The sequence below is a fragment of the Desulfofundulus thermosubterraneus DSM 16057 genome (assembly GCF_900142025.1).
Lineage (GTDB): Bacteria > Bacillota > Desulfotomaculia > Desulfotomaculales > Desulfovirgulaceae > Desulfofundulus > Desulfofundulus thermosubterraneus.
This window is the reverse complement of sequence record NZ_FQZM01000003.1, coordinates 211135-235028: the sequence shown is the minus strand read 5'-3', so window position 1 is coordinate 235028 and position 23894 is coordinate 211135. Positions and strand designations below refer to the sequence as shown.

Sequence of the window (23894 nt, the reverse complement as noted above, 5' to 3'; positions counted from 1 at the left end):
GCACTCACCGGGATACTGGTTCTTCCCAAAACCGGATGTGTCAATTAAACCTGAAACACCAGGAGCAAAGTATTTGGGTGAGTGCTGGGCCGCATCCAATCGGGTTCGCTGAACATTTACATGCGGGCTTGGTGAGGTGAACGCTTTGGGGTTGCTGGAAAAACAGGTGATGCAGAAAAGGGCGGTAGCCGGCCTGCCCCGTAAGGTGGAGGCTCTTGACCGTTTAAACAGTCTGAGCCTCTTGCTCAATCAAGGGTTGGCCTGGGTGGCCAGCGGTAGTTTACTATTGATGGTGCTGGTGGTCGTCGGTAATGCCCTCCTGCGCGCGGTTTACGCGCCGTTTCCCGGTGCCACGGAAATTGTCGGCTGGCTGGCGGCTGTTACCGGGGCTTTCGGGCTGGGTTATACCCAGGTCAACCGGGGCTACGTCGAGCTGGACGCCCTGGTCGAGCGGTTGTCGCCCGGCTTGCAGAAAGCCGTCAGGTGCTTCGTGCTTTTCACCAGCATGATCTTCTTTGCCCTGGTTGTCTGGCAGGTCATTGTTTACGGATTGAATGTGGCCAGAAACGGCAACCTGTCGGAAACCATGGGGATACCCTTTTACCCCCTGATATTCCTGGTTTCGCTGGGTTTTGCGGGTTTGACCCTGGCCATATGCGTTGATTTTCTCAAGGAATTTAACGGGGGTGTCAACAGGTGAGTCCTGTCACCCTGGCCCTCATCGGTCTGGTTGTATTGTTTTTATTGATGTTCCTCCGGATGCCAATCAGTTTCTCCATGTTAATTGTGGGCTTCCTTGGGCTGCTGGTGGCGGCGTCACCCGGGGCGGCCTTCAACGTTTTAACGGCGGATCTCTGGAATCAATTCTCCAGCTATACCATGAGCGTGATCCCTTTGTACATCTTAATGGGAGAAATTGTTTTCCGTACCGGGGTGAACGAGAGCCTTTTTAACGCCGCTTACAAATGGCTGGGACGGTTCAAAGGCGGCATGGCCGCCACCGTTGTCCTGGCCAGCACCGGGTTTGCGGCCATCTGCGGTTCCAATTCGGCCACCGCCGCCGCCATGGGGACCATGGCCCTGCCTGAACTGAAAAAGTACAGGTACGACCAGACCTTCAGCGCCGCCACGGTGGCGGCCGGGGGAACCCTTGGCGTGATTATTCCTCCCAGTACGGTGCTGATTGTCATTGCTTTGCAAACCGAACAGTCCGTGCGGCAGTTGTTCGTGGCCAGCGTGATTCCCGGTCTGCTCCTGGCGCTCCTGTTTCTGGGAACGGTATTCTTCCTTTGCCAGAGAAATCCCGAGCTTGGCCCGGGCGGGCCCCGGGTGAGCCTGAAGGAGAAGTTGTCCTCCCTATCCGGGTTTGTTCCTACCCTTCTCTTGTTTGCCTTTGTGATGGGCGGGCTTTTTCTCGGCTGGTTCACACCTACGGAATCCGGGGCCTTCGGGGCTTTTGGCGCCATGCTGATCTCCCTCGCCATGCGCAAGCTGAATGTGGAGAACCTGAAAGCGGCCCTATTCGGCACCCTGAAATCGTCAACCATGGTGATCACGCTGGTGATCGGAGCTATGGTTTTCGGTCGTTTTCTGGCCATCACCCGGCTTCCCTACGAGGTGGCCGCCTGGGCCGGTTCCCTGCAGGTGCCGCCGGTATTGATTCTCGTGGCGGTCCTGCTGGTGTATCTCACCGGTGGGGCCTTAATGGATGCCCTGGGGTTTTTGATCATCTCCATCCCCATTTTTTACCCCACGGTAATTTCTCTGGGCTACGATCCCATCTGGTTTGCGGTGGTGCTCTGCATTGTGACCAGTGCCGGGGCCATCACGCCGCCGGTAGGCGTAACGGTATTTGTGGTGAAGGGATTGTCGCCGGAAGTACCACTGATGTCCATTTTCAAAAGGGCATCTGTTTTCCTCATCAGTTATGCCGTCTTGCTTTCTTTGTTGGTGGCCTTCCCGCAGATTATTACTTCCGTGGTTAGATAAAAAATTGCTCAATCAATTCCCGTACGTACTGAAGGAGGCCTGTTGATGGCAGTCGCTGAAAAAATGCTCCTGATGGGTAATGAGGCTATTGCCAGAGGAGCGGTGGAAGCGGGGGTGCAGGTGGTTACGGGTTACCCCGGCACCCCTTCCTCGGAGGTTTTGGGGACGTTGGCTCATTTTGCCAAAGAATACGGTTATTACGCCGAGTGGTCCGTCAACGAAAAGGTGGCCCTGGAAGTGGCTGCCGGGGCGGCCTATGCCGGGGCCCGGGCTCTGGTAACCATGAAACAGGTTGGCCTCAATGTGGCGGCGGACCCCTTGATGACGCTGGCCTATATCGGTGTCAAAGGCGGCCTGGTCCTGGTAGTGGCGGATGACCCGGGGCCCCACAGCTCCCAGAACGAGCAGGATACCAGAAAATTTGCCCAGTTCGCCAAACTGCCCGTCCTTGATCCGTCCACTCCCCAGGAAGCCAAGGATATGACGGTGGCGGCCTTTGAACTATCCGAACAACTGGGCCTGCCTGTGATCCTCCGGCCTACCACCAGGACCTGCCACGTCTGCCAGGATGTCATCCTCGGCCCTCTACCGTTAACCAGGAATGAATGCAGGTTTGACAAGAACCCGGGATGGGTAATCCTTCCCGGCCTCGCCTACAAAAAGCATATCTGGCTCAACCAAAAGCAAAAGGAGATAAGCCGGCTGTTTAGCAGGATGCCTTTTAACAGGGCCGAAATTAAAGGCAAAACCGGGATTATTACTTCCGGTGTGAGTTACAACTACGTGGTGGAAGCCCTGGAAATGCAGGGCTGGGAGGCATCCCTCCTCAAAATAGGGACTCCCTATCCCCTACCTGAAGACCTGGTTTTAGAATTCCTGTCCCGGGTGGAACGGGTGCTGGTGGTGGAAGAACAGGAGCCCGTGGTGGAAGATCAGGTGATCCACCTGGCCTGGCGGCACAGCCTGCCGGTTGGTATGGCGGGCAAACACAACGGGCTGGTGCCCCGGGAAGGGGAACTGGATGTTGACAAGGTAACTGCCATCCTGCATAAGTTTTTCGGATTTGTGGGGATGAAGCAGGCTGCTGCAAGTAATACGGCGCGCCACGCTCCTGATTTGCCTTTGAGGACTCCCGTCCTTTGTGCGGGATGTCCTCACCGGGCGGTTTTCTATGGTTTTAAGGAGGCCTTAAAGGATTACGACCCGGTCTTTACCGGAGATATTGGGTGTTATACCCTGGGGGTTATCCCACCCCTCAACGCCCTCGATACCTGCCTCTGCATGGGTGCGAGCGTTACCATCGCTTCCGGTCTTTCCCGCGTGGAACAGGGGCGCAAGTACGTGGCCTTCCTGGGAGACTCCACCTTTTTCCACACGGGGGTGGCGGGCCTGATTAACGCTGTTTACAACCGCGCCGACATCACCCTGGTGATCCTGGATAACGGCACCACAGCCATGACAGGTCACCAGCCCCACCCGGGAATTGAGAGGAATGCCACCGGCGACCCGGCCCGGAGAATAGACATTGCCGGGCTGGTCAAGGGGTGCGGCGTGGATTACATCCGCGAGGTTGATGCTTACAACCTCCAGGAGGTTATGCAGGCCGCCAGGGAAGCCGTGGAGCACAAAGGCCCTTCCGTGGTTATCGCCAGGCGGGAATGTATAGCCCTGGTCAAGCCCAGGACGCGCTACCGGGTAAATACCGGCGCCTGCATCGAGTGCCTGTTGTGCGTGGAAAACCTTGGCTGCCCGGCTTTATGCAGGGAGGAAAAGGTGGTCATCTCCGAAAAGTGCACCGGATGCGGCGTTTGCGCCCAGGTTTGCCCGGCCGGTGCCATCGAGGAGGTGAGCCGGCATGAAGTTTGACCTGGTTATTACCGGAGTAGGTGGGCAGGGAACAGTCCTGGCCTCCCGGATCGTTGCCAGGGCTGCCATGGACGCCGGGTGGCAGGTCAGGACTTCCGAAACCATTGGGATGGCCCAGCGGGAAGGCTGCGTGGTGAGCCATGTCCGGGTAGGGGAAAATCTCGCAGGCGCCCTGATCCCGGACGGCAGGGCCGATGTCTTGCTGGGTTTTGAACTGGCGGAGGCGGCCAGGGCTCTGGCCAAGCTCAAGGCCGGTGGTAAGGCCATTGTTAATGAAGACGTCATTGTGCCAACATCTGTATCAGCGGGTTTGTCCCGGTACCGGGTTCAAGATATCCGGGAGTACCTGGAGAAGGAACTCCCGGGAGTGTGCTTTCTCAGGGCTTCGGAGGTGGCCAGGGAGGCGGGAAATAGTAAAACCGCCAATGTGGTGATGCTGGGGGCGCTCTCGACTCTCCCCGGCCTCCCCTTCAGCCCGGAGGGGTTGCTGGAAGCGGTACTGAAGACTGTGCCGTCACAGTTTAGAGAGATTAACCGGAAGGCTTTTGAAATGGGCCGCCGGGCCATGGGGGTGTGTTGAATGGCTTTAGAAGCTGCAGATCTTGCCAGGGGTCAATTCGATTTCGAAAGCTTGTATGAGATGCAGGGATCAATGCTCCGGGAAATGGTCCAGCGGGTGTACCAGAATTCCCCTTTCTATCGCAAAAAGCTGGACGAAGCAGGGGTGGACCCCGGGTCCATCAAAACTATTGCCGATCTTGCGCGGGTACCTTTCACCGACAAGCACGAACTGCGCGACGCCTATCCCCTGGGACTGATGGCCGTCCCTGAGAAACAGGTGGTCCGCATACATTCCTCCTCCGGTACCACAGGCAAGCCGATTATTGTGCCTTACACCAAAAAAGACGTGGATATCTGGGCCGAAATGATGGCCCGCTCCCTGGCCATGACAGGGGTCAACAACCGGGACAGGGTGCAGATCACTCCGGGCTACGGCCTGTGGACGGCGGGCATCGGTTTTCAGGCCGGCGTTGAACGGCTGGGCGCCATGGCCATACCCACCGGTCCCGGGAATACGGAAAAGCAAATGGAAATGATGATCGACCTGAAGACCACTGTTTTGATCGGCACCTCCTCTTACGGCCTCCTGCTGGCTGAAGAGGCCTATAAAAGGGGGATCCTGGATCAAATCAAGCTCCGCCTGGGTATCTTCGGTTCGGAACGCTGGGGCGATAAAATGCGCCGCCGCATTGAAGAAATCTTCAATATTGAAACCTTTGACATCTATGGGCTGACCGAGATCTACGGCCCGGGAATTGCCATTGATTGTCCCTACCACAGCGGCCTCCATTACTGGTCCGACCACCTCCTCTTCGAAATCATTGACCCCGTTTCGGGTAAGCAGCTTCCCCCCGGGGAAGAGGGAGAACTGGTCATCACCACCTTGACCAAGGAAGGTATGCCCCTGCTCAGGTACCGCACCCATGACATCACCCGGTTACTGCCCCACAGGTGTCCTTGTGGAAGCGAGTATCCCATGATCGACCGGATTCTCGGCCGGACCGACGACATGATCAAGATTAAAGGGGTGAATATCTACCCGGGCCAGGTTGACCATGTCCTCAAGGTGACGGAAGGGGCCGGCAGTGAGTATCAAATAATCTTGACCAGGATCGAAGGCAAGGATCACATGCTGATCAAAATAGAAGGAGAAGAGGGAAAAGACCCCCAGAGAGTCGCCGGGGAGTTCAAGCGTAACATGAAATCCTGGATTGGCATCACTGCCGACGTGGAAGTGGTCGCGCCGGGTACCTTGCCCAGAAGCGAGAAGAAAAGCAAAAGGGTTTTTGACTACCGGGATATGTAAAAATTTAACTCGGAAAACGGGCTGGTCCGTAGTACCAGCCCAAATTTTTTTAAGCTGAATCGGTAACTGTTCAGTAAAACCGCTACCACTGGCAGGTGCCGCCCAGCACTCACTGAAAGGGTAGCACTTAAAGGCTTCAGAGCTAAAACAGGTCGTAGCAGGCTTAAGCGAGGACATCATTACAGTGAGTGCTGGGGAGGGTAACCGGATCTCGCGGCGCTTAAACCAGCGGCACCGTATTTTATTTTACGTCTTTCAATGGGAAGTTTTTCACTTCCAAAAGTGGATTATCCGGTATTAAAATTAAGTTATAAACCCATTCCCGTTAGAGGTGGGATCATTGCACAGATTTTTTTACGGCAACCGTATATTGTTTCTGGTAACCCTGCTGCTGGTACTGCCTGTACTTCTTACCGTCTATATGATGCATATTATCAAAAACAGCGAACTCTCCCTTCTGGAACACCAGAAGGCGGAGCTCAACCAGGCCGCTTACCTGCTTGATCAAAATTTGACTATTAGCCTGGATGATTATCTGATTAAAAATGGCCTCAGTAATAAGACACCCCAGGAAAAAACCATTGCTCTGGGAAGTTATGTCAATAGCAAGATTAACGATATCAAGCGCGAGTACCCCAACGTTCACTTGGGGTTATATTACGCACCGCTGGACGTATTCTTTGACGGCACGGAACGCTTCGATGTAAACTTTTCCCTGCGCCGCAAAAAAGCTTTCGAAGAAACCATGGCCCGAAGGACCAGCCTTGTACAAAACCTGGGCCCGGAAGAAGGCGGAATTGTAGAAATCTACCGGCCGTTTACGCGTAACGGAAAGGTAGAAGGTGTAATTCGATCCGCTGAATATTTATCAGAAGTTGGATATTATGGTAAGAGGCGCCATATCGAAATGATTGCCTATTCGGCGATTGCCGTTGTGGTGCTCACGGGTTTTGGAGGGGCCATATATATATTCCGTGACCTGGTAATGCAGGTGCGGTTCATCAGGCAGGGATTAAAAACCCTGGAAGAAGATCTTTCCCAAACAATGCCTGAAGCCCACGGTGAGCTTGGCGAGATTGTAGAGGGGATTAACGGTTTTGCCCGCCGCATTGCCGAGTTGAACCTGTACACCGAGACCATGCTGGCCGTGATTGATGAAGCCATCGTGGTAGTCAACGCCGAGGGCAAGGTGGTACTGGCCAATAACCTGGCACGGGAACTTTTCGCCCTGCCGGAAGGGATTAAAGGCCGTGTGATTCACGAGCTTTTTCCCAAGAACTCACCCCTGATAGATTACCTGCAACGGACATTAAAAGAAGAAAAAGCGTTTCGCGATTTGATGCTAAACTGGAGCAACGGCCAGAAATCCCGTCAATTACTGTTGAGCATTTTGCCTTTAAAAACTGCTTCCGGTGAGCTCTTGGGGGCCGTGATAAATTGCCGGGACCTGACCGAACGTATGCGCCTGGAGGAAAAAGTGCGGCGCCAGGAACGTCTTGCCGCCTTAGGGAAGCTGGTTACCGGTGTTGCCCATGAGATCCGCAACCCGTTGACTTCCATTAGTTGCTATATCCAGCACTGGCTGCAAAATAATCAGCCCAATGCTCAGGCACTGGCTACAATTCAGCGTGAAATTGCCCGCCTGGATTACATTGTGGAGCAACTGTTGTACTTTACCAAACCTGCCGAGGCCCGGCTGGTACAGCGCGATCTAAATGTCCTGATCCGCGAATTGACTGAATTCTTTCGGGAGATGCATCACGGCAAATATAACCTTCTGCTCGATCTGAGTACCGACCTGCCGCCGGTCTGGATGGACGCAGAACAAATGGAAAGGGTGGTGGTCAATATAATCTTTAACGCCATCCAGGCTATGCCCGAAGGTGGTACCATATCCATAACCACCGCTTACCTGCCCGACCGGCGCCAGGTGGCCATGACTATTGCCGATACCGGGTGCGGCATACCCAAAGAGAACCTGGCCCGCCTTTTTGACCCGTTTTATTCCACCAGGCCGAAGGGGACCGGCCTGGGGCTGGCCATTGCCTACGAGATCGTACAGGCCCATGGTGGGCAGATAGAAGTGGACAGCGAAGTGGGCAAGGGAACCAGGTTTACCGTTTATCTCAGGGCATAGCAGGATTGCTTAGAGGTGAAAGTGTATGGAGGATTTGATTTTAGTTGTCGACGATGAAGAGAGCGTGCGGCAAACCCTTAAAGACATTCTTACCGACCACGGTTATCGTGTGGAGACGGCCCGGGATGGCCGGGAGGGGTTAGAAAAAATAACCGTGCTTGATCCGTCAGCGGTAATAATGGATATCCGCATGCCGGAAGTAGACGGGATCAAGGTCCTGGAACTGGTGCGCTTAAAGGGGCAGAATACTCCCATTATCCTCATCACGGCTTACGGTTCCACTCAAAGTACCATCGAAGCCATGAAGATGGGTGCTTTCGACTACCTTTTAAAACCTCTTCAGATTAACGATCTTATCGAGACGGTCAAAAAAGCTACGGAAATAAAGCGGTTGATGCGAAAAACCTCGTCTCAATCCGGTAAGGAGATGAGCGGACCCGGCGAGATCATGATCGGGTTGTCGCCGGGAATGCAGAAGGTTTATAAGGTTATCGGGCGGGTGGCCAATTCCAATGCCACGGTGCTCGTACGGGGCGAAAGCGGTACGGGTAAAGAACTGGTGGCCAGGGCGATACATTTTAACAGTGTACGGCGGGATAAACCTTTCATTAAAATCAACTGTGCCTCCATACCCGACAACCTCCTGGAGAGTGAACTGTTCGGTTATGAGAAAGGCGCTTTCACCGGGGCTGTAACATCGAAACCCGGTAAATTTGAACTGGCCCAGCGCGGAACCATTTTCCTGGATGAAATCGGGGAAATGTCCCTGAACCTCCAGGCCAAGCTGCTCCGCGTCATCCAGGAGCGGGAATTTGAACGCCTGGGAGGTACCGAAACCATCAAAGTAGACGTACGGATTATTGCTGCCACCAATAAGGACCTGGAAAAATGCATTGCCGAAGGAACTTTCCGGGAAGACCTGTTCTACCGCCTGAACGTGGTGGATATCTACCTGCCGCCGCTGCGGGAGCGAAAGGATGACATTCCGTTGCTGGCCGAACATATGATCAAGCTGTACAGCGCCGAGTACAAAAAGCAGGTCAGCGGGTTTACCGAACAGGCCATGAAGCTGCTCCTGGAATATGACTGGCCGGGTAACGTGAGGGAACTGAAAAATGTTTGTGAACGGGCCGTATTGATGTCTAACGGCCCCCTGCTGACGGTGGAGGACCTGCCCCACTCCATCCGTAAAAGCTCCCGCCGCCTGCACTGGTTAAAAGGCTTGAGTGGGGATTCCTTTAAAGAGATGATCGCCGAAGTGGAGCGGGAGATCATTCTGCAGGCACTGGAAGAACACAACTGGAACCGTTCTGCAGCCGCCCAGGCGCTGAAAATGAACCGGAGTTCCCTTTATCTTAAAATGAAAGAACTGGGCATCATCGACTGAGCCCGGCGCGCAAATTGTTATGGAGGGGTATGCCGTGCTCTCACTGAAGGCGCGTGATATTATGATTCCCATTGAACAGTTTACCACCATCACTGCAGATGCCACCCTTCATGAAGGCATCCAGGCCCTGAGACAATCTTTTCACCGTGAAGGCAGACCCTGGCACGGCCACCGTATTCTGATTGTTCTGAACGAGAATGGCAATCTGGAAGGCATTTTAACCCTCCGCGGTATATTAACGGCAGTAGGCCTTTACGATTTAATCAAGGATCCCCTGTTTAAATCCGAGTCCTGGAGCTGGTATTTTTTAAGAAAATTAAGGGAAGGATCTCGTATGCGCGTGCGGGATATCATGCGACCCGTACCGGTGGCCACAGTGCAGGCTGATGATGAACTACTGGACATCGTTCGTACTTTTTTAAAGCACAACGTTAATTCCCTGCCCGTTTTAGACCGCGGGTGCTTGCTGGGCGTCGTGCGCACCGTTGATGTCTTCAGGGTATTGAGCGATTACTATCTGGGGCTGGAAGAAAAGAACGGCTGAATTTTTTCTGGTGCGTCCGGACCATTGTGAAAATACTCAATTACACATTTTCAACGGAGGCTGCTGAAAAATTCAACACCGGCAAGTGGGGACTGGTTGGTAGACCGGGCGGCCACACTCCTTGAGTTAAAAGCTCAAAGGCCGTTGTTTTTTTAAACTGTGTTGAGAAAATAACCGGCTGACCATAATTTAGTCAACAGGTAAAACTTGGGAGTAACCAGAAGGCCTTTAAATACGGCCTTTTTTTTTGTGAACAACGGCACAGCATTTGCACCTTTGGGCACAAAAGACAAAAAACCGGTTGAGAGAGGGGGGAATGGTTGAGCTAATTGCGGTGGCGTGGGTGATAAAGTTGCAATGAGTACGAGGAATGAACCTGTATGAGCAATAAAAATCATGGCCAAACAACAATTTCCGGCAAGGGGGGATGAACATGGGCAATCAAAAAAGGCCTGTCAAACAGGCAATATTATGGGGAATAGTCTCCCTGGCGGCCTATCTGGCGTTATTTTTAAACCAGGAAATCGTAACCAACTATTTTGCCCGAGGAGGCGCTTTTGCGATAGCGGTTGTTCTTACGGCCATGGCTTTTTCGTTCATTCACGGGGCGTTTGCCAGTTATCTCCTGGAAATGCTGGGTATCCGGCCCCTGAAGAAAGGAGTGCATTAGAATGGAGCGCCGTAAAAAGATAACGCGCTGGAGTTTGGTTGCCCTCGGCGCCTTGCTTTTGCTTTCCATACCCTCCCTGGGTGAAGCAGCCGGGGAAGCGCTGGGTCCGGGCGATGTGGTTAAGCAGTTTGTCCATCTCGATGCACTGGGGGCGATTTACCTGATCATCCTGGGCTTCCTCGGCGGGTTGATCAGCGGCTTTATCGGCTCCGGGGGGGCATTCGTTCTGACTCCCGGCATGATGAGTTTGGGTGCACCGGCGGCCATCGCGGTGGCCAGCAACATGTGCCACAAGTTTCCCAAGGCGATGGTGGGGGCTTACAAGCGCTATAAATACGGCCAGTTGGATTTAAAAATGGGGCTGTTTATGGCCATCTCGGCTGTTATTGGCGTCCAGCTGGGGATTTATGTACAAAAGTTTATTTTTGCCAAATGGGGTTCGGCCGGATCAAACCTCTACGTAAGTGTAGCGTTTGTGTTGATTCTGACCCTGGTCGGCCTGTATATGCTTTTTGATGCCAGAAGAGCGGTGCGTGCCAAAAGCGAAGATACCACTTCCAGACTGGCGGAAAGGATGAAAAGAATTACCATTCCCCCGATAATTAATTTTAACGTGGCCCGTACAAGGGTTTCTTTCTGGGTCATCGTTCCGCTGGGGCTTGCCACCGGCATGCTGGCTGCAACGATTGCGGTGGGAGGTTTCATTGGCGTTCCGGGCATGATCTATGTCCTGGGTGTGCCGCCCATTATGGCCAGTGCCACGGAGCTGGTGGTCGCCTTCCTGATGGGCCTGACCGGCACGGTGACGTGGGCATTGAGCGGCTTTGTCGATATAAGGATGGTTCTGCTTTTGCTGGCCGGTTCCCTGATAGGTGTACAGCTGGGCGCCGTGGGTACTACCTACGTCAAGGAATACATGATTAAGCTGGTCATGGCCACTATAATGTTGATTGTCTCCGTCAGCAGGGGGATAGCCATACCGACCTACTTGCACCAACTGGGTATTATAAAGCTCGACCAGAGCACTATAAAGCTGCTGAATAACACGAGTTTTATCATCATGTGCCTTGCCCTGGCCACGGGTGGGGCGATTGTGCTGGGGAATATGTGGAAGAGAAAGAGGGAGCTGGAAGCAAAAGATGCTGGCGTAGCAGTAACCCTCCAAAAAACTTGATTAACCCGGGCATGAACGCAACGTTATGCCCGGGGCGTCTTCTCCATGGTTTTTCTTTGAATATTACCCCTGATTGAGGGGAGGGTTGGCCATGCATAATGGCAGGGTATACTTCTTGCAAGAAGGTTGTTCCGGTAAAGAAGCGTTAACGGCCCACCCGGGCAGGCCGTCCCCGGACTACGATCCTTCACTTCTGGAATACCTGGAGCAGGCGTTCACCCGGATCGAATTGTCCCGGGCTGAAAAGCAAGCAGAAAAAGAAGGCGGTTTGCTGCTGGTTGTTATGCTTGCGTTCGTTCTGACAGCTTGCCTGCTGCTGGCGCTCAAAATGGCGTAGGTGGTCAAGACCCGCCAGAAGCGATGTGCAACCGGAGGGGAGGGTAGAACTCCCCTTCCTGTGTTACCGGAAGGAAAAGGAGGGGGAAATTTTGAACGACAGCGAATTTATCCTGTCTTTTAACAGATTCAAACGTGAATTTCTTCAGCAATCGGGTCTGGAAGAGGGCCAGCTGGGGGTTCTGGAAATGTTTGAAAAATGGCTGCAGATGCGGGATAATGATAAACAGGAGGAAATTGCCCCTGTCCCGGGAACGCACTTCAATGTGGAAAAAGATTGGAGGGTTCTCCTCGAAGATATCTGCCGGCGTGTGGAAAAGTACCTCATGAAAAGGGGAATAGTGATTAAATGCCTGTCCGCGGCGCGCTGGGGGCAGGCTAAGGGTTCGGCCCTGTGCCTGGTGCTGCCCGACCGCCGGGATATTTTCTACCGTCTGTGCCGCACGCAGCCCCGCAAAGGGCCCTATTCCGGGCAGAAAATCATCAAAGGTGAACTGGTGCTGGATGGCCACAAGCACAGCCTTTTTTTGCCGCTTCTTCACCACCAGGCCGAAATGGAACACCGCCTGGGGTTTCGCCTGGAACGGGAATCTACCCGTGTTGAAGAAACCGGTAAATATCGCTTTAAAATATGCTTTCCCTTGAACGAACGCATATCGACACGTGACTGTGAAGAAATCGCGCGACTGCTGACGGAATTTATTTTTGTAACCCATGAATATATTGAAAAGATCAATGAGGCCAAGACCGGCTAAACCCTGGGGGAGGTGCAAAGGTCTCATGCCCCTGCGGCTGAAGGTGCGAGAAATTATGGTCCCGGCAGGAGAATTCCCGGCACTGCACGAAGATGCGGACGTGGCTTCGGCTTTCAAATTGTTCCGGGAATATTTCCGCTGTAAAGACGGCACGTGGATGGGCTTTCAATCGGCACTGGTTTACAACAGCCGGGGACGCGCCGTCGGTATACTTACCCTGCGGGGGTTGTTGCGGGCACTGCAGCTCCAGGCCCTCCTGGATGATTTGCTGAAAGGCGATCCGGTGGGTCTTTTTTTCCTGCCCCCACGCTGGAGTGAGCAATTTATAACGGTCAAAGAAGTCATGCGCCCTGTGGAAACGGCCTTTATCAATGAAGATGCAGCTTTGTGGGAGGCTGCGCTGCTTATGTTGAATAAAAAGGTCAACTCCGTACCGGTGATGGCCGGGGATAACTTGTGTGGCGTGGTGCGGACCATTGACCTGTTCTGGCTTATAGGTGAAATCCTGGAGGATATGGCCTGAAAAATGCGCGCCTGCTTGCCGTTGTGTCTTTTGGTGGATTAAACACTACCATCCAGGCAGGTTCGCTTCGGACAACGCAGCACCTGCCAGTGCTAGTGGTTTTATTTAACGTTTGCCTTACCGCAAACTCGCTTTTTGCTATAAACCTGAACTGCCGAACGGATGAAAAGGCACGGTGAATGACTGTTCACTGGTTGGGAATCCGGCATGCAGGCCTGGATAAGCTATATATTATCTGGCCTTGAAAACATTTTTCCACTTTGTCCTGGGGATTCGGGGCAGAGTGTTTATTTTTGCCCGCCAACGGTGAACGCTCCACCGGAGGTTTGCGTTTTACCATTTACATATTTTAAAAACACGCTGGGGCTATAATTTGTCAATTGGACTTAAAATTCTTAAAATTTATTAACTTATGGTGTAAAATTCTTTGCAGAAAAAGAAAACACTCGCGCTGGCTTAGTGTGGGGGTGATGCTGGCACCTGGTTCTGCCTGGGATACTAACATTTTCAAAATAGGAAAAGGAGGTCTGATTTGATGGCCAATGAAGATAAGGTTCTTGAGGCTTTATTAAAGGAAGAACGGACATTCCCGCCGCCGGCATATTTTGTCGAGAAGGCGTTGGTAAAAGATACCTCCCCTTATGAAGAGGCAAAGAAAGATCGCGAGGCTTTCTGGGCCAGGCAGGCCGAAAACCTGGACTGGTTCCAGAAGTGGGACAAAGTGCTGGATACCAGCAACGCTCCTTTCTTCAAGTGGTTTGTAAACGGTAAATTAAACGTTTCTTATAACTGCATCGACCGCCACCTGAATAGCTGGCGGAGGACTAAAGCGGCCATCATCTGGGAAGGGGAGCCCGGGGACGACCGGGTGCTGACCTACCAGGATCTGTACCGGGAAGTAACTAAATGCGCCAATGTGCTTAAAGAGCTGGGCGTCCGGCGGGGTGACCGGGTGACCATCTACCTGCCGATGATTCCCGAATTACCCATTGCCATGTTGGCCTGCGCCCGCATCGGTGCTCCCCACAGCGTAGTGTTTGGCGGTTTCAGCGCCGAGTCCTTGCGTGATCGCATCAACGACTGCCAGGCCAAGCTGGTCATTACCGCTGACGGTGGCTGGCGCCGGGGCGGCATTGTACCCTTGAAGAAGAACTGTGACGATGCGCTGGCCGAGTGCCCCAGTGTGGAAAAAGTGCTCGTGGTTAAACGCACCGGCCAGGACATTAACTTTGCCCAGGGGCGCGATTACTGGTGGCATGAAATGATGGCCAGGGCTCCCATCGGTTGCGAGCCGGAGCACATGGATGCCGAGGATATGCTGTACATTCTTTATACCAGCGGTACCACCGGCAAGCCCAAGGGCGTGGTGCACACCACCGGCGGCTACCTGGTCGGAGTTTCCACCACGCACCGGATGATCTTTGATGTCAAGGACGATGACATTTACTGGTGTACCGCCGACATCGGTTGGGTGACCGGCCATTCCTATATCGTGTATGGACCTCTGGCCAACGGCTGTACCACGGTGATGTACGAAGGCAGTCCGGACTGGCCGGAAAGGGACCGCTTCTGGGCCATTGTGGAAAAGTATCGCGTCAATATCCTGTACACTGCTCCCACGGCCATCCGGGCGTTCATGAAGTGGGGTACCGAGTGGCCCGCCAGGCGCGACCTCTCCAGCCTGCGCCTGTTGGGCACAGTGGGAGAGCCCATTAACCCCGAGGCCTGGATGTGGTACTACAAGTACATCGGCAACGAACGCTGCCCCATTGTGGATACCTGGTGGCAGACGGAAACCGGCATGATTCTGATTTCACCGCTACCGGGTGTTACCACCTTAAAGCCCGGTTCCGCTACCATACCCTTCCCGGGTGTGGAGGCTGCCGTGGTGGATAATACCGGCAAGGATGTACCCCTGGGCGGCGGTGGCTACCTGGTCCTCAAGTCCCCCTGGCCGGCCATGCTGCGCACCATTTACGGCGATCCCGACCGTTACGTGGCCCAGTACTGGAGCCGGTTTGAGAATATGTACTTCACCGGTGACGGGGCCAGGTGGGATGAGGACGGCTACTTCTGGATCATGGGCCGGGTGGATGACGTGATTAACGTCAGCGGGCACCGCCTGGGGACCATGGAAATTGAGAGCGCCCTGGTGGATCACCCGGCAGTGGCCGAGGCCGCTGTTATCGGCAAGGCCCACGAGGTCAAAGGCCAGGCCGTAAGTGCCTTCGTTACCCTGAAGGAAGGAGTGCAGGGGACGCCTCAACTGATTGATGAATTAAAAGCCCACGTGGTCAAAAAGATCGGCGCCCTGGCCCGGCCGGAGGATATATTCTTCACCGCTGAACTGCCCAAGACCCGCAGTGGTAAGATCATGCGGCGCCTGCTGCGGGATATCGCCGAGGGCCGGGTGCTGGGAGATACCACCACCCTGGCAGATCCCTCGGTGGTGGCACAAATTAAGGAACAGTACGAATCACAGGAAAGCTAAATGTAATTTGGGCCTGCCGGGCGGCGGTTATGCCAGCGCTTCCGCCTGCGGGGGCGGTTTAAGTGAATACTTGGGCATTACCTCCGCCCGCCGTCCGGCGGGTCCATTTATTTTTTGCGATAGCAGTAAACAGCGGGCACTGGCGGCGCCCGCTTTTTTCCTGCCCGCCGTCCGGTTTTTGCTTAATGAAGGAATAGACATTTTAATGTGGAATTAATATAATAAAGTTAACCGGTTAATGAATTTATATCTTAAAAATGTTATGAATTGTTAAAAAAATATAGGGAGGGGAGGGTAGTGCAGTGCAGAGAAAACTGGCCCTGGGGGTAATTGCCCGCTGGTTGCCGATCAATTTTTTAGCCACCGGTTTTGTTCTATTATGGGACCCCCTGGCCTGGAAGCTGGTGCTGGCCATGGTTTGCGTCAATGCCGTGGCTGCCTTTGTGGTCAGTGACTACATTCAAAAACAAAAAATTATTAACTTAAAGACAGAACAGCATCCTCTGGATTCCACCCTCCAAATCGCCAGCGAAACTTTGCCCTATTTGCGCCGGGGGTTAAACGAGGAGACGGCGGCCAAAACTGCGGAGATCATTCAAAAAATCAGCGACGTGGCGGCCGTGGCCATCACTGACCGGGAGAAAGTTCTGGCTTACATCGGTGCCGGGTCCGACCACCACCAGCCCGGAGGATCCATCATGACCGATGCCACCCGGGAGGTACTGGCTACGGGCGAACTCAAGGTGGTGCGTAGCGGCCGGGATCTGCAGTGTCCCGTTCCGCACTGTCCTTTGGAGTCGGCGGTTATTTCCCCTCTTAAGTGCAAAGAGGAAATTGTGGGAACCATTAAACTTTACCGGACGCAGCCGGGGGAAATCCCCCAGAACCTGGTTAAGCTGGCCGAAGGTCTGGCCCAGTTGCTGGGCATGCAAATGGAGCTGGCGGAGCTGGACCGGCAGGCCCAGCTGGTGACTAAAGCGGAGCTGGACGCTCTGCATGCCCAGATAAACCCCCATTTTTTATTCAATACCCTTAACACGATCATTATGTTCAGCCGTACAAACCCGGAAACAGCGCGGCGCCTGCTTATTCGTTTGGCCTCCTTTTTCCGCCACGCTTTAAAGCGCCACGGCCATTTCAACACTTTAAGGGAAGAAATAGAATACCTGAACACTTACCTTATTCTGGAAAAAGCGCGGTTTCGTGAGAAGTTGCGGGTAATCCGGAATATTGACCGGGAGCTGCTGGACTACCAGGTGCCGGTATTGACCATCCAGCCTTTGGTGGAGAATGCCGTTAAACACGGGATTCTCCCCAAACCTGGACAGGGCACGGTACAAATTACGGCCCAGCGGTTGGATGAGGATATGCTGATTGTGATTAGAGATGACGGGGTGGGTATACCCCCGGAAAGATTGTCCGAGGTGCTCCGGCCCGGGGTCGGTTCGGGCAACGGTGTTGGCCTCAGTAATGTGCATGAGCGGTTAAAGAGCCTTTTTGGCAAAGATTATGGCCTGCGCATTATCAGTGCGCCCAATGCCGGAACGTCGGTTTATGTGCGGGTACCTTTGTTGTGCAAGCTGGGGCAAGGGGAGGGGAATTCAGTTGAAGTTAAAGGCGCTTATAGTAGATGATGAATATCCGGCCCGGCAGGAGCTACGTTACGCCTTGAGCAATTTTGAAAATATCGAGATTGTGGGAGAGGCCACCAATGCCCAGGAAGCTATGGCTCTAATCAAGGCTCTTGACTACCAGATTCTTTTCTTGGACATTTCCATGCCCGGGATGAGCGGCCTTGAGCTGGGGGCGGTTATCCAGGAGTTGCCCAGGCAACCCCAGGTAATTTTTGTAACCGCTTACGATGAATATGCGGTGCGGGCCTTTGAAGTCAATGCGGTGGATTACCTTTTGAAGCCGGTGGATCAGGCCCGGTTGAAAAAAGCCGTAGACAAAGTATTGAAAAAATACCAGGAGCTCTCTCCGGCCGAAGCTGCGGCTACGGAGGAGGACCTGGTTACGCCAGCTGTCCGGGGTGGCAACGGGGCGGGTCAATTTAAGATCGACCGTATCCCCGCGGAAAAGCAGGGCAAAACGGTGCTGGTTGCCGAGTCAGATATTGTGTACGCCTTCACGGAGCAGGACTATATCTACATCAAAACATATGCCGATAAGTTTTTTACCCGTTTCACCTTAAAGGAACTGGAGGCCCGCTTAAACCCCAACATGTTTTTCCGCACCCACCGCTGCTATATAGTAAATCTCCACAAGGTAAAGGAAATCGTGCCCTTCTTCAACGGCACTTACAACCTGGTGGTTGACGACAAGGAAAACAGCGAGGTGCCGGTAAGCCGGGCCCAGGCAAAGAAGTTGCGCAAGATCTTGGGCTTCTGAACGAACTATGAACGGGGGACGACTGCCGTCCTGAGTAATTGGGTGACGGTATCTAGAGGAAACGGCATGGCTAAAATGGTCGTGCCGTTTTTTTATTCAGGTGCCCTGAAATATCCCTGGTTTGTTAAAGCTTCCGTTTTGGTTCTGTATGTTGGCAGCGGTATAAACAAATCCCTTTTTGTAAAAACTATGCCGGAGGCTCTGGAAGGAAATCGTTTTTGAGTACAAACCTGGCATGGATGGTGATGTCGATGCAGGCCGTCTGGGATATGTTAAGCGACCAGAAGATCTGGAACCTGTTGGGCGACGTACAGCGCCCCCTGGATGAAGACATAATTCGTTTAATGTTCATTGAGCTTTTCAGCCGGGTTAAGGTTCTAGAAGAGGAGAATCTCGCCTTGCGCGTTTTGCTAATGGAGCAGGGTCTGGTGGACGATGAGCTTTACGCCCTCACCCGGCGGGCGGTAAGGGAATTTCTCAAAGAAAAGGATGATGAGCGGGCTGCAGAGAGCGAGTTCTTTGCCCGGTCGGGGATTCCTTTTCCCGAATGGGTGAACTTTAAACTCCGGGGGACCTTCATTAACAATGGAGAAGGGGTTTAACGGCAGGGTTTTGCCATTTCAAGGAGAACTATTAAAAAGCTAGGATTTAAATTTATTGGAGGAAAATTGAAAGATAAAATGGAACGCGATATACGAGGCAGTATCTGTAGCATTGGTTCGGATATGGTTTCCGTGGACAGAATCAGGCAGGCGATAGGGAAATTTGGGGAACGATTTTTGGCCAGGGTTTTTACCTGGCAGGAGCGCCGGTATTGTACGGCCCGCCGGGATCCCTGCCCCTGTTACGCAGCACGTTTTGCCGCTAAGGAAGCGGTATTAAAGGCCCTGGGCACCGGATTAACTGCGGGCTGCAGCTGGCGGAACGTGGAAATAGTTCGCGACAGGCACGGTGCCCCCGGGGTGGAGTTGCATGGTCGGGCTGCCCTGCTTGCCCGGGAGCGGGGCATTAAAAAGTTTCTGATCACTCTTTCCCACGATGGCTCGTATGCCGTAGCTTTTGCTGTGGCTCTTGGTGATTAACTGATTGAGCGAGGTGTTGCCCATGCGGGTGGTTACCGGAGGGCAGATGCGTGAGCTGGACCGCACTGCGATAGAAGATTACGGCATACCGGGGTTGGTGTTGATGGAAAATGCCGGTCTGGCGGTAGTGCGGGTCGTCCGGCAGGTGCTGGGTGAGGTGGCGGGAAAACGGGTGGCCGTGTTTGCCGGCAAAGGTAATAACGGGGGAGACGGACTGGTGGTGGCCCGTCACCTGTTTAATGCCGGGGCGGAGGTTAAGGTTTTGTTACTGGCTGAACCGGAGGAAATTACCGGAGATGCGGCAGTAAATTTAGCTATCTGGCAGAAGATGCGCCAGCCGGTGTATCCCGTGGCCAGGGGCGAGGACTTGAATGCGGTCCGCCTGTTCCTGGTAGGCGCCCACGCCGTGGTGGATGCCATCTTTGGTACCGGATTTAAAGGCGCAGCCCGGGAGCCGGCGGCGGGAGTGATTGAGGCCATCAATGCCAGCGGCAAGCCGGTGGTGGCCGTGGATATACCCTCCGGGGTGGAAGCCGACACCGGGCAGGTGCATGGCCCCTGTGTGCGGGCCACCCATACCGTAACCTTTGCTCTGCCCAAGCTGGGCCTGGTGCAGGAGCCCGGGCGCAGCCACGTTGGGGAACTGCATGTGGCCGATATTTCCATACCTTCTTTTTTATTGGAGGAAGGCACCCCCGGTCGTTACCTGATCACGGAAATAATGATCCGGGAATGGTTGCCTCCCCGGCCCGCCTGGGCTCACAAAGGGTCCTGTGGCCGGGTGCTGGTGGTGGCCGGTTCCCGGGGTATGACCGGCGCGGCCTGCCTGGCGGCCCTGGGTGCTGTCCGGGCCGGGGCCGGGCTGGTGACCCTGGCCGTGCCCGCAGAGCTGCAGGATGTGGTGGCGGTAAAGCTGACGGAAGTAATGACGGTTGGGCTGCCCGGAACAGGGGAGGGAACGCTGGCCCGCAACGCCCGGAGCGAAATACTGGCCCTGCTGGAAAAAGCCGATGTGCTGGCCATTGGCCCGGGTCTCTCCCGGCACCTGGAAACGGTGGCCCTGGTGCGGGAGTTGTTGCCGGTGTTACGGGTGCCCTGCGTCATCGATGCCGATGGCCTGAACGCCCTGGCCGGCGATGTACAGCTGTTGAGTCGTATTTCCGTACCCGCGGTGGTTACGCCCCACGAAGGGGAGATGGCCCGCCTGCTGGGGCGTCCTCTGGAGGAAGTCCGCTCCCGGCGCCTAGCGGTGGCGGAGGAAGCGGCGGCAAATTGGGGAGTAGTGGCCCTGCTGAAAGGGGCCGCTACACTGGTCGCCTGCCCCGACGGCACTACTTATATCAATCCCACCGGTAATCCCGGTATGGCCACTGGAGGTAGCGGTGATGTTCTTACCGGGATAATTGCCGGGCTTTTGGCCCAGGGCATGAGTGCTCCCCGGGCGGCGGCGGCGGGGGCATACCTGCACGGCCTGGCCGGTGACATGGCCGCCCGGGAAAAAGGTATGCGGGGCTTGTTGGCCGGCGATATTCTGGAATCACTGCCGGCAGCCATATCACGGGTGGAATGTAAATACACTTAACCCACCGCCGGTCTTCGGGGGGATTGAGGTGAAATAGAGTTCTTTTTTTCCTCCTGCTCCAGGATAAACTTTGTGAATAATTCGACCAGGTGGGGATCAAACATTTTCCCTGCTTCTTCTTTTAATACCATGCATGCTTCCAGAGGGGTTTTAGCCCCTTTATAGGGGCGGTCTGTGGTCATGGCGTCAAAGCTATCGACAATGCGCAAAATACGGGCAAAAAGGGGGATCTCTTCTCCGGCCAGGCCATCGGGATAACCGCTGCCGTCGTAGTTTTCATGATGGTGGCGGATCAGCGGGACAATGGCCGAGAGCAGGGTTAGGGGGCGTACAATGTTCCCACCCCACTCGGGGTGGTTTTTAATCATCTCCCATTCATTTTGATCCAGTTTGCCGGGCTTGTTCAGTATTTCCGGCGGTATCTCAACCTTGCCTATATCGTGCAGGTACGCGCCGCACTGGAGCAGGCTGACATGATCCGGGGGAAGCCCCATCCTCTCCGCCAGGGCAACGGCGTAACCGGCCACCCGCTCGGAGTGTCCAAAGGTATAACGGTCCCTGGCGTTGATAATGGTAAGAAGGGTTTTTAATGAATTAAAGAGCTCCTTTTCCGAGTGGCTAAAGGTGCGCAGTTCGTCCACCACCGAGAAGTACAGGTGGGTTTTTCGGCCGTATTTGGCCCGGTAAAGGGCGTCATCCGCCACCCGGACCAGTTCCCGCGCGGTGGTACCGTCCCCGGGGTAGCAGGCTATGCCCGAGGAGATGGTCAACCTGCCTGCCGGCAGGTTTTCCGCACCCTCAAAGGGAAAACCGGCCACCTCCCGCTTGATCTGCTCGTCCAGTTCCCGGGCTGCCTCCCGGTCCGCCCCGGGCATGACTGCTATAAATTCTTCCCCTCCATAACGGGCCGCAAAAAAAGGCTCCTTTACCAGCCGGGCCAGTATACGGCCGATGGTGGCCAGGACTTGATCGCCCTTCTGGTGACCGAAGGTATCGTTATAGAACTTGAAGTAATCTATGTCCATCATGATCAGGCTTAAAGGCCTGCCGGTTTTTTCGGCTTCTGTCAGGCGGCGGCGCAGCTCTTCCTGGAAGTACCGGTGATTGTAAAGCCCGGTCAGGCCGTCGGTATTGGCCAGGTGGATCAGGGTGTTCCTGGTTTCGGTTTCGATATCCGTAAGCCCGCCGATAAACCACCCTGCCAGGACAATTACGCCGGCATTGACCAGATCTATCTGGAAAGCCCGGGGTGAAAAAGGATGCAGGATGGGGGATAAATCGCTGATAAGCACCACGCAGCTGGAAAAGGCGGCCACGGCCACCCCTACCTTTTTGCCCCAGGTGGTAGCGGCGATAATTACCGGTATAAGGAGAAGGAATTTAGTTGCCGGAAAGGCTACGGCCAGGGAAAGGGTGAGGGGTAGTAGGATGGAAATTATTAATAGTTCGCTGGCATTACCTAATTTAATTGAGTAAAATTTTTGTAACAGATAGGTTACCAGAAAAAGGGATATGGCTATAGATGGAAAAAGCCAGTAATAAATAGTGCTTTGGTAGGTTTGCCACGGTTTTAAGTCATATAGGGCTGGCAAAACCAGAAGACATAAAAGAATGCATGCTATATGGGTAGATAGGATATGCTCGGCAATATCTCGTTCCCTTTTTTCTTTCCGCGTACTCATAAGTTTTCACCAACAAATATAAAGGCGTTTAGGAGAGGTGGTCACCTCTCCTAAACAGCTATAAATGCTTACTTTTGCTTACTTTTTCAAACCCCGGGGTATTTCAGGCTGATAAAATAAAGAGACACATGCGGGTTTTATACTGACCGTGGCTACAAAAAGCAACACAGTGAAAAGAGCTGTTAAAGCACTAAAATACATCCGCTTCATTGGTGGATCACCTCCATTTAGATGAAATTAAATGCTTTGTCTAACCTGGCTACAAAGCGGTGGCCGGTGCGGGTCAGGGAAAAAACCTGCCACAGCATACCCATTTCAGCAGCCAGGATAAGAATTGCCATGTTGGGGCTGGAGAGTAATAGAAGAGCGAGTTGAAACGTAACAATACTCAACACTGCTGCTAATGACAGCCAACGGAAACGTTGCCGTTCCCGTGATGAGGTAATGGGCTTGGCCGGGGAATCCACCGGCGCCAGTTGCCAGACAACCGCAAAAGCCAGTGCCCCGCCGGCCAGAATCACCAGGGCCAGTAAAGGGCGTGAGAAAAATGGTGCAAGATTGGTTGCCAGCGTTCCAAACAACGGGACAGTCAGGATACTTAAAATAGTACACCTTGCGGGCGAAGTACAATGGGCGCCTCCGGAAAAAGAGCGCAGAAAGGCGCTTGTAAAAAGTGTTGCCAGGGCGGCCGGCAGGCACCCTGCCAGCCATGCCACCAGCGACACGCCCAGCAGGGAGATGACAGTCTGAAAGAGGATCAGCAGGCTATAGGCCGCAATCTCTTCCTGCTCTTCTGTCAGTGCCAGGGTTTTGCGCAGGTAACCGGCTAATTCCCGGGAGGGACTAAAGCGAGCCATCGAGTTCATCACCTGGATACTTGTTTGCGATTCCGCTGGTTGAAGTAGTTTTTCCCCAGGGCCAGCATTAATAAGGCAACCTCATAGGGAAGGCTGAAAAGGCCCCTTAACAGAGGGTTTTTAACTGCCTGTTCATATGAAAGGTTACTCATAGTCATTAGCGGCTTAACGCTTATCAGTTCTACCGTAAATATAACTATAAAACAAATTACGATCGCGAGAAAAATCTTACTAAGCTTGACACCCGTAAACATCCTGGTGTAAATTGCCAGGGAAATCGTCAAAATCACCGTGTGCATCCCAAAGGCAATGGGCAATAGACGCACCATGTTGGTGGCTGTCTGCAAAAGGGCTACCGCTGTAATCTTTTTCCATTCCAGCGGCAGGCCCAGGAGGGCAAAAACGGCCATGGTCATGACAATACTTTCAGGCAGGTCCTGTACGGGTAATGCCAGCAATGCCTGGGGTAATGTTTCTCCAAACATGTTGTAAGGTCTCTCCAGGTAGGAATAACCAGCCTCTTGTTTTTTCTTCGTCATAAAACAAGAAATTCCTGCCACC

The 23894-nt window shown here is 53.8% G+C and carries 24 protein-coding genes; 20 read left to right on the top strand and 4 right to left on the bottom strand.

Annotated elements, in window-relative coordinates; translation table 11 throughout:
- The first annotated feature begins 136 nt into the window (after positions 1-136).
- The 20 genes from BUA65_RS01135 to BUA65_RS01040 all read left to right on the top strand — a co-directional run bounded on the left by BUA65_RS01135 (position 137) and on the right by BUA65_RS01040 (position 20794).
- On the top strand, positions 137-700 hold the full coding sequence (locus tag BUA65_RS01135; RefSeq protein ID WP_242656194.1) for a TRAP transporter small permease: 564 nt from the start codon (positions 137-139) through the stop codon (positions 698-700).
- Complete coding sequence (locus BUA65_RS01130) at positions 697-1989, top strand: TRAP transporter large permease (RefSeq protein ID WP_072866916.1); 1293 nt, start codon at positions 697-699, stop codon at positions 1987-1989. The genes BUA65_RS01135 and BUA65_RS01130 overlap by 4 nt, the downstream gene beginning before the upstream one ends.
- Before the next feature lie 45 nt (positions 1990-2034).
- Entirely contained in the window at positions 2035-3855 is a 1821-nt protein-coding gene (gene iorA / locus BUA65_RS01125; protein ID WP_072866915.1) for an indolepyruvate ferredoxin oxidoreductase subunit alpha, read from the top strand.
- The gene (locus BUA65_RS01120; protein WP_072866914.1) at positions 3845-4435 is read left to right on the top strand and encodes an indolepyruvate oxidoreductase subunit beta; all 591 of its coding nucleotides are present in this window, start codon (positions 3845-3847) and stop codon (positions 4433-4435) included. The genes iorA and BUA65_RS01120 overlap by 11 nt, the downstream gene beginning before the upstream one ends.
- A gap of 60 nt (positions 4436-4495) precedes the next feature.
- On the top strand, positions 4496-5722 hold the full coding sequence (locus tag BUA65_RS01115) for a phenylacetate--CoA ligase family protein (protein WP_439328927.1): 1227 nt from the start codon (positions 4496-4498) through the stop codon (positions 5720-5722).
- Positions 5723-6062: 340 nt separating this feature from the next.
- Positions 6063-7859, top strand: coding sequence for a two-component system sensor histidine kinase AtoS (gene atoS, locus BUA65_RS01110; RefSeq protein ID WP_072866912.1), 1797 nt, complete (start codon positions 6063-6065; stop codon positions 7857-7859).
- Positions 7860-7884: 25 nt separating this feature from the next.
- Positions 7885-9246 (top strand): sigma-54-dependent transcriptional regulator, encoded by a 1362-nt coding sequence (locus BUA65_RS01105; protein WP_072866911.1) that lies wholly within the window; start codon positions 7885-7887, stop codon positions 9244-9246.
- Positions 9247-9280: 34 nt separating this feature from the next.
- Positions 9281-9790, top strand: coding sequence for a CBS domain-containing protein (locus BUA65_RS01100; protein WP_084061936.1), 510 nt, complete (start codon positions 9281-9283; stop codon positions 9788-9790).
- 433 nt (positions 9791-10223) lie between these two features.
- The gene (locus BUA65_RS01095; RefSeq protein ID WP_072866909.1) at positions 10224-10460 is read left to right on the top strand and encodes a hypothetical protein; all 237 of its coding nucleotides are present in this window, start codon (positions 10224-10226) and stop codon (positions 10458-10460) included.
- Between the two features lies 1 nt (position 10461).
- Positions 10462-11634: a sulfite exporter TauE/SafE family protein gene (locus BUA65_RS01090; RefSeq protein WP_084061935.1), complete on the top strand. Its 1173-nt coding sequence runs from the start codon at positions 10462-10464 to the stop codon at positions 11632-11634.
- Positions 11635-11725: 91 nt separating this feature from the next.
- Entirely contained in the window at positions 11726-11971 is a 246-nt protein-coding gene (locus BUA65_RS01085) for a hypothetical protein (protein ID WP_072866908.1), read from the top strand.
- Between the two features lie 91 nt (positions 11972-12062).
- A complete protein-coding gene (locus tag BUA65_RS01080; RefSeq protein WP_131821446.1) occupies positions 12063-12725 on the top strand; it encodes a hypothetical protein in 663 nt (220 codons plus the stop codon).
- A 25-nt stretch (positions 12726-12750) separates the two neighbouring features.
- The gene (locus BUA65_RS01075; RefSeq protein WP_072866906.1) at positions 12751-13248 is read left to right on the top strand and encodes a CBS domain-containing protein; all 498 of its coding nucleotides are present in this window, start codon (positions 12751-12753) and stop codon (positions 13246-13248) included.
- 535 nt (positions 13249-13783) lie between these two features.
- Complete coding sequence (acs, locus tag BUA65_RS01070) at positions 13784-15739, top strand: acetate--CoA ligase (RefSeq protein ID WP_072866905.1); 1956 nt, start codon at positions 13784-13786, stop codon at positions 15737-15739.
- 302 nt (positions 15740-16041) lie between these two features.
- Positions 16042-17373: a histidine kinase gene (locus BUA65_RS01060; RefSeq protein WP_072866903.1), complete on the top strand. Its 1332-nt coding sequence runs from the start codon at positions 16042-16044 to the stop codon at positions 17371-17373.
- Positions 17345-18130 carry a LytR/AlgR family response regulator transcription factor gene (locus tag BUA65_RS01055; protein WP_072866902.1) on the top strand — a complete coding sequence of 262 codons (786 nt, stop codon included), beginning with the start codon at positions 17345-17347 and terminating at the stop codon, positions 18128-18130. Before BUA65_RS01060 ends, BUA65_RS01055 begins: the two co-directional genes overlap by 29 nt.
- Positions 18131-18196: 66 nt before the next feature.
- Entirely contained in the window at positions 18197-18352 is a 156-nt protein-coding gene (locus BUA65_RS18120; protein WP_165613166.1) for a hypothetical protein, read from the top strand.
- Entirely contained in the window at positions 18349-18732 is a 384-nt protein-coding gene (locus BUA65_RS01050; RefSeq protein ID WP_242656193.1) for a hypothetical protein, read from the top strand. Before BUA65_RS18120 ends, BUA65_RS01050 begins: the two co-directional genes overlap by 4 nt.
- A gap of 66 nt (positions 18733-18798) precedes the next feature.
- The gene (gene acpS, locus BUA65_RS01045) at positions 18799-19212 is read left to right on the top strand and encodes a holo-ACP synthase (protein ID WP_242656192.1); all 414 of its coding nucleotides are present in this window, start codon (positions 18799-18801) and stop codon (positions 19210-19212) included.
- Positions 19213-19234: 22 nt separating this feature from the next.
- The gene (locus BUA65_RS01040) at positions 19235-20794 is read left to right on the top strand and encodes a bifunctional ADP-dependent NAD(P)H-hydrate dehydratase/NAD(P)H-hydrate epimerase (RefSeq protein ID WP_072866901.1); all 1560 of its coding nucleotides are present in this window, start codon (positions 19235-19237) and stop codon (positions 20792-20794) included.
- Here the strand turns inward: BUA65_RS01040 and BUA65_RS01035 are convergent.
- From BUA65_RS01035 to BUA65_RS01020, 4 genes are all read right to left on the bottom strand, one after another.
- Complete coding sequence (locus BUA65_RS01035) at positions 20791-22476, bottom strand: bifunctional diguanylate cyclase/phosphohydrolase (protein WP_072866900.1); 1686 nt, start codon at positions 22474-22476, stop codon at positions 20791-20793. The two genes, BUA65_RS01040 and BUA65_RS01035, sit on opposite strands and share 4 nt — an antisense overlap.
- Before the next feature lie 78 nt (positions 22477-22554).
- Positions 22555-22677 carry a cyclic lactone autoinducer peptide gene (locus tag BUA65_RS19150; RefSeq protein ID WP_369332850.1) on the bottom strand — a complete coding sequence of 41 codons (123 nt, stop codon included), beginning with the start codon at positions 22675-22677 and terminating at the stop codon, positions 22555-22557.
- Positions 22678-22703: 26 nt separating this feature from the next.
- Positions 22704-23333: an accessory gene regulator ArgB-like protein gene (locus BUA65_RS01025; RefSeq protein WP_072866899.1), complete on the bottom strand. Its 630-nt coding sequence runs from the start codon at positions 23331-23333 to the stop codon at positions 22704-22706.
- Between the two features lie 8 nt (positions 23334-23341).
- Positions 23342-23872: a hypothetical protein gene (locus BUA65_RS01020; RefSeq protein ID WP_242656191.1), complete on the bottom strand. Its 531-nt coding sequence runs from the start codon at positions 23870-23872 to the stop codon at positions 23342-23344.
- Positions 23873-23894: the final 22 nt, after the last annotated feature.

Bases quoted from the DNA above. Each gene is read 5' to 3' on its own strand.
- iorA (WP_072866915.1), top strand. From the start codon at position 2,035: ATGGCAGTCGCTGAAAAAATGCTCCTGATGGGTAATGAGGCTATTGCC.
- BUA65_RS01120 (WP_072866914.1), top strand. From the start codon at position 3,845: ATGAAGTTTGACCTGGTTATTACCGGAGTAGGTGGGCAGGGAACAGTC.
- BUA65_RS01115 (WP_439328927.1), top strand. From the start codon at position 4,496: ATGCAGGGATCAATGCTCCGGGAAATGGTCCAGCGGGTGTACCAGAAT.
- BUA65_RS01105 (WP_072866911.1), top strand. From the start codon at position 7,885: ATGGAGGATTTGATTTTAGTTGTCGACGATGAAGAGAGCGTGCGGCAA.
- BUA65_RS01095 (WP_072866909.1), top strand. From the start codon at position 10,224: ATGGGCAATCAAAAAAGGCCTGTCAAACAGGCAATATTATGGGGAATA.
- BUA65_RS01090 (WP_084061935.1), top strand. From the start codon at position 10,462: ATGGAGCGCCGTAAAAAGATAACGCGCTGGAGTTTGGTTGCCCTCGGC.
- BUA65_RS01085 (WP_072866908.1), top strand. From the start codon at position 11,726: ATGCATAATGGCAGGGTATACTTCTTGCAAGAAGGTTGTTCCGGTAAA.
- BUA65_RS01075 (WP_072866906.1), top strand. From the start codon at position 12,751: ATGCCCCTGCGGCTGAAGGTGCGAGAAATTATGGTCCCGGCAGGAGAA.
- acs (WP_072866905.1), top strand. From the start codon at position 13,784: ATGGCCAATGAAGATAAGGTTCTTGAGGCTTTATTAAAGGAAGAACGG.
- BUA65_RS18120 (WP_165613166.1), top strand. From the start codon at position 18,197: ATGGCTAAAATGGTCGTGCCGTTTTTTTATTCAGGTGCCCTGAAATAT.
- BUA65_RS01040 (WP_072866901.1), top strand. From the start codon at position 19,235: ATGCGGGTGGTTACCGGAGGGCAGATGCGTGAGCTGGACCGCACTGCG.
- BUA65_RS01035 (WP_072866900.1), bottom strand. From the start codon at position 22,476: ATGAGTACGCGGAAAGAAAAAAGGGAACGAGATATTGCCGAGCATATC.
- BUA65_RS19150 (WP_369332850.1), bottom strand. From the start codon at position 22,677: ATGTATTTTAGTGCTTTAACAGCTCTTTTCACTGTGTTGCTTTTTGTA.
- BUA65_RS01025 (WP_072866899.1), bottom strand. From the start codon at position 23,333: ATGGCTCGCTTTAGTCCCTCCCGGGAATTAGCCGGTTACCTGCGCAAA.
- BUA65_RS01020 (WP_242656191.1), bottom strand. From the start codon at position 23,872: ATGACGAAGAAAAAACAAGAGGCTGGTTATTCCTACCTGGAGAGACCT.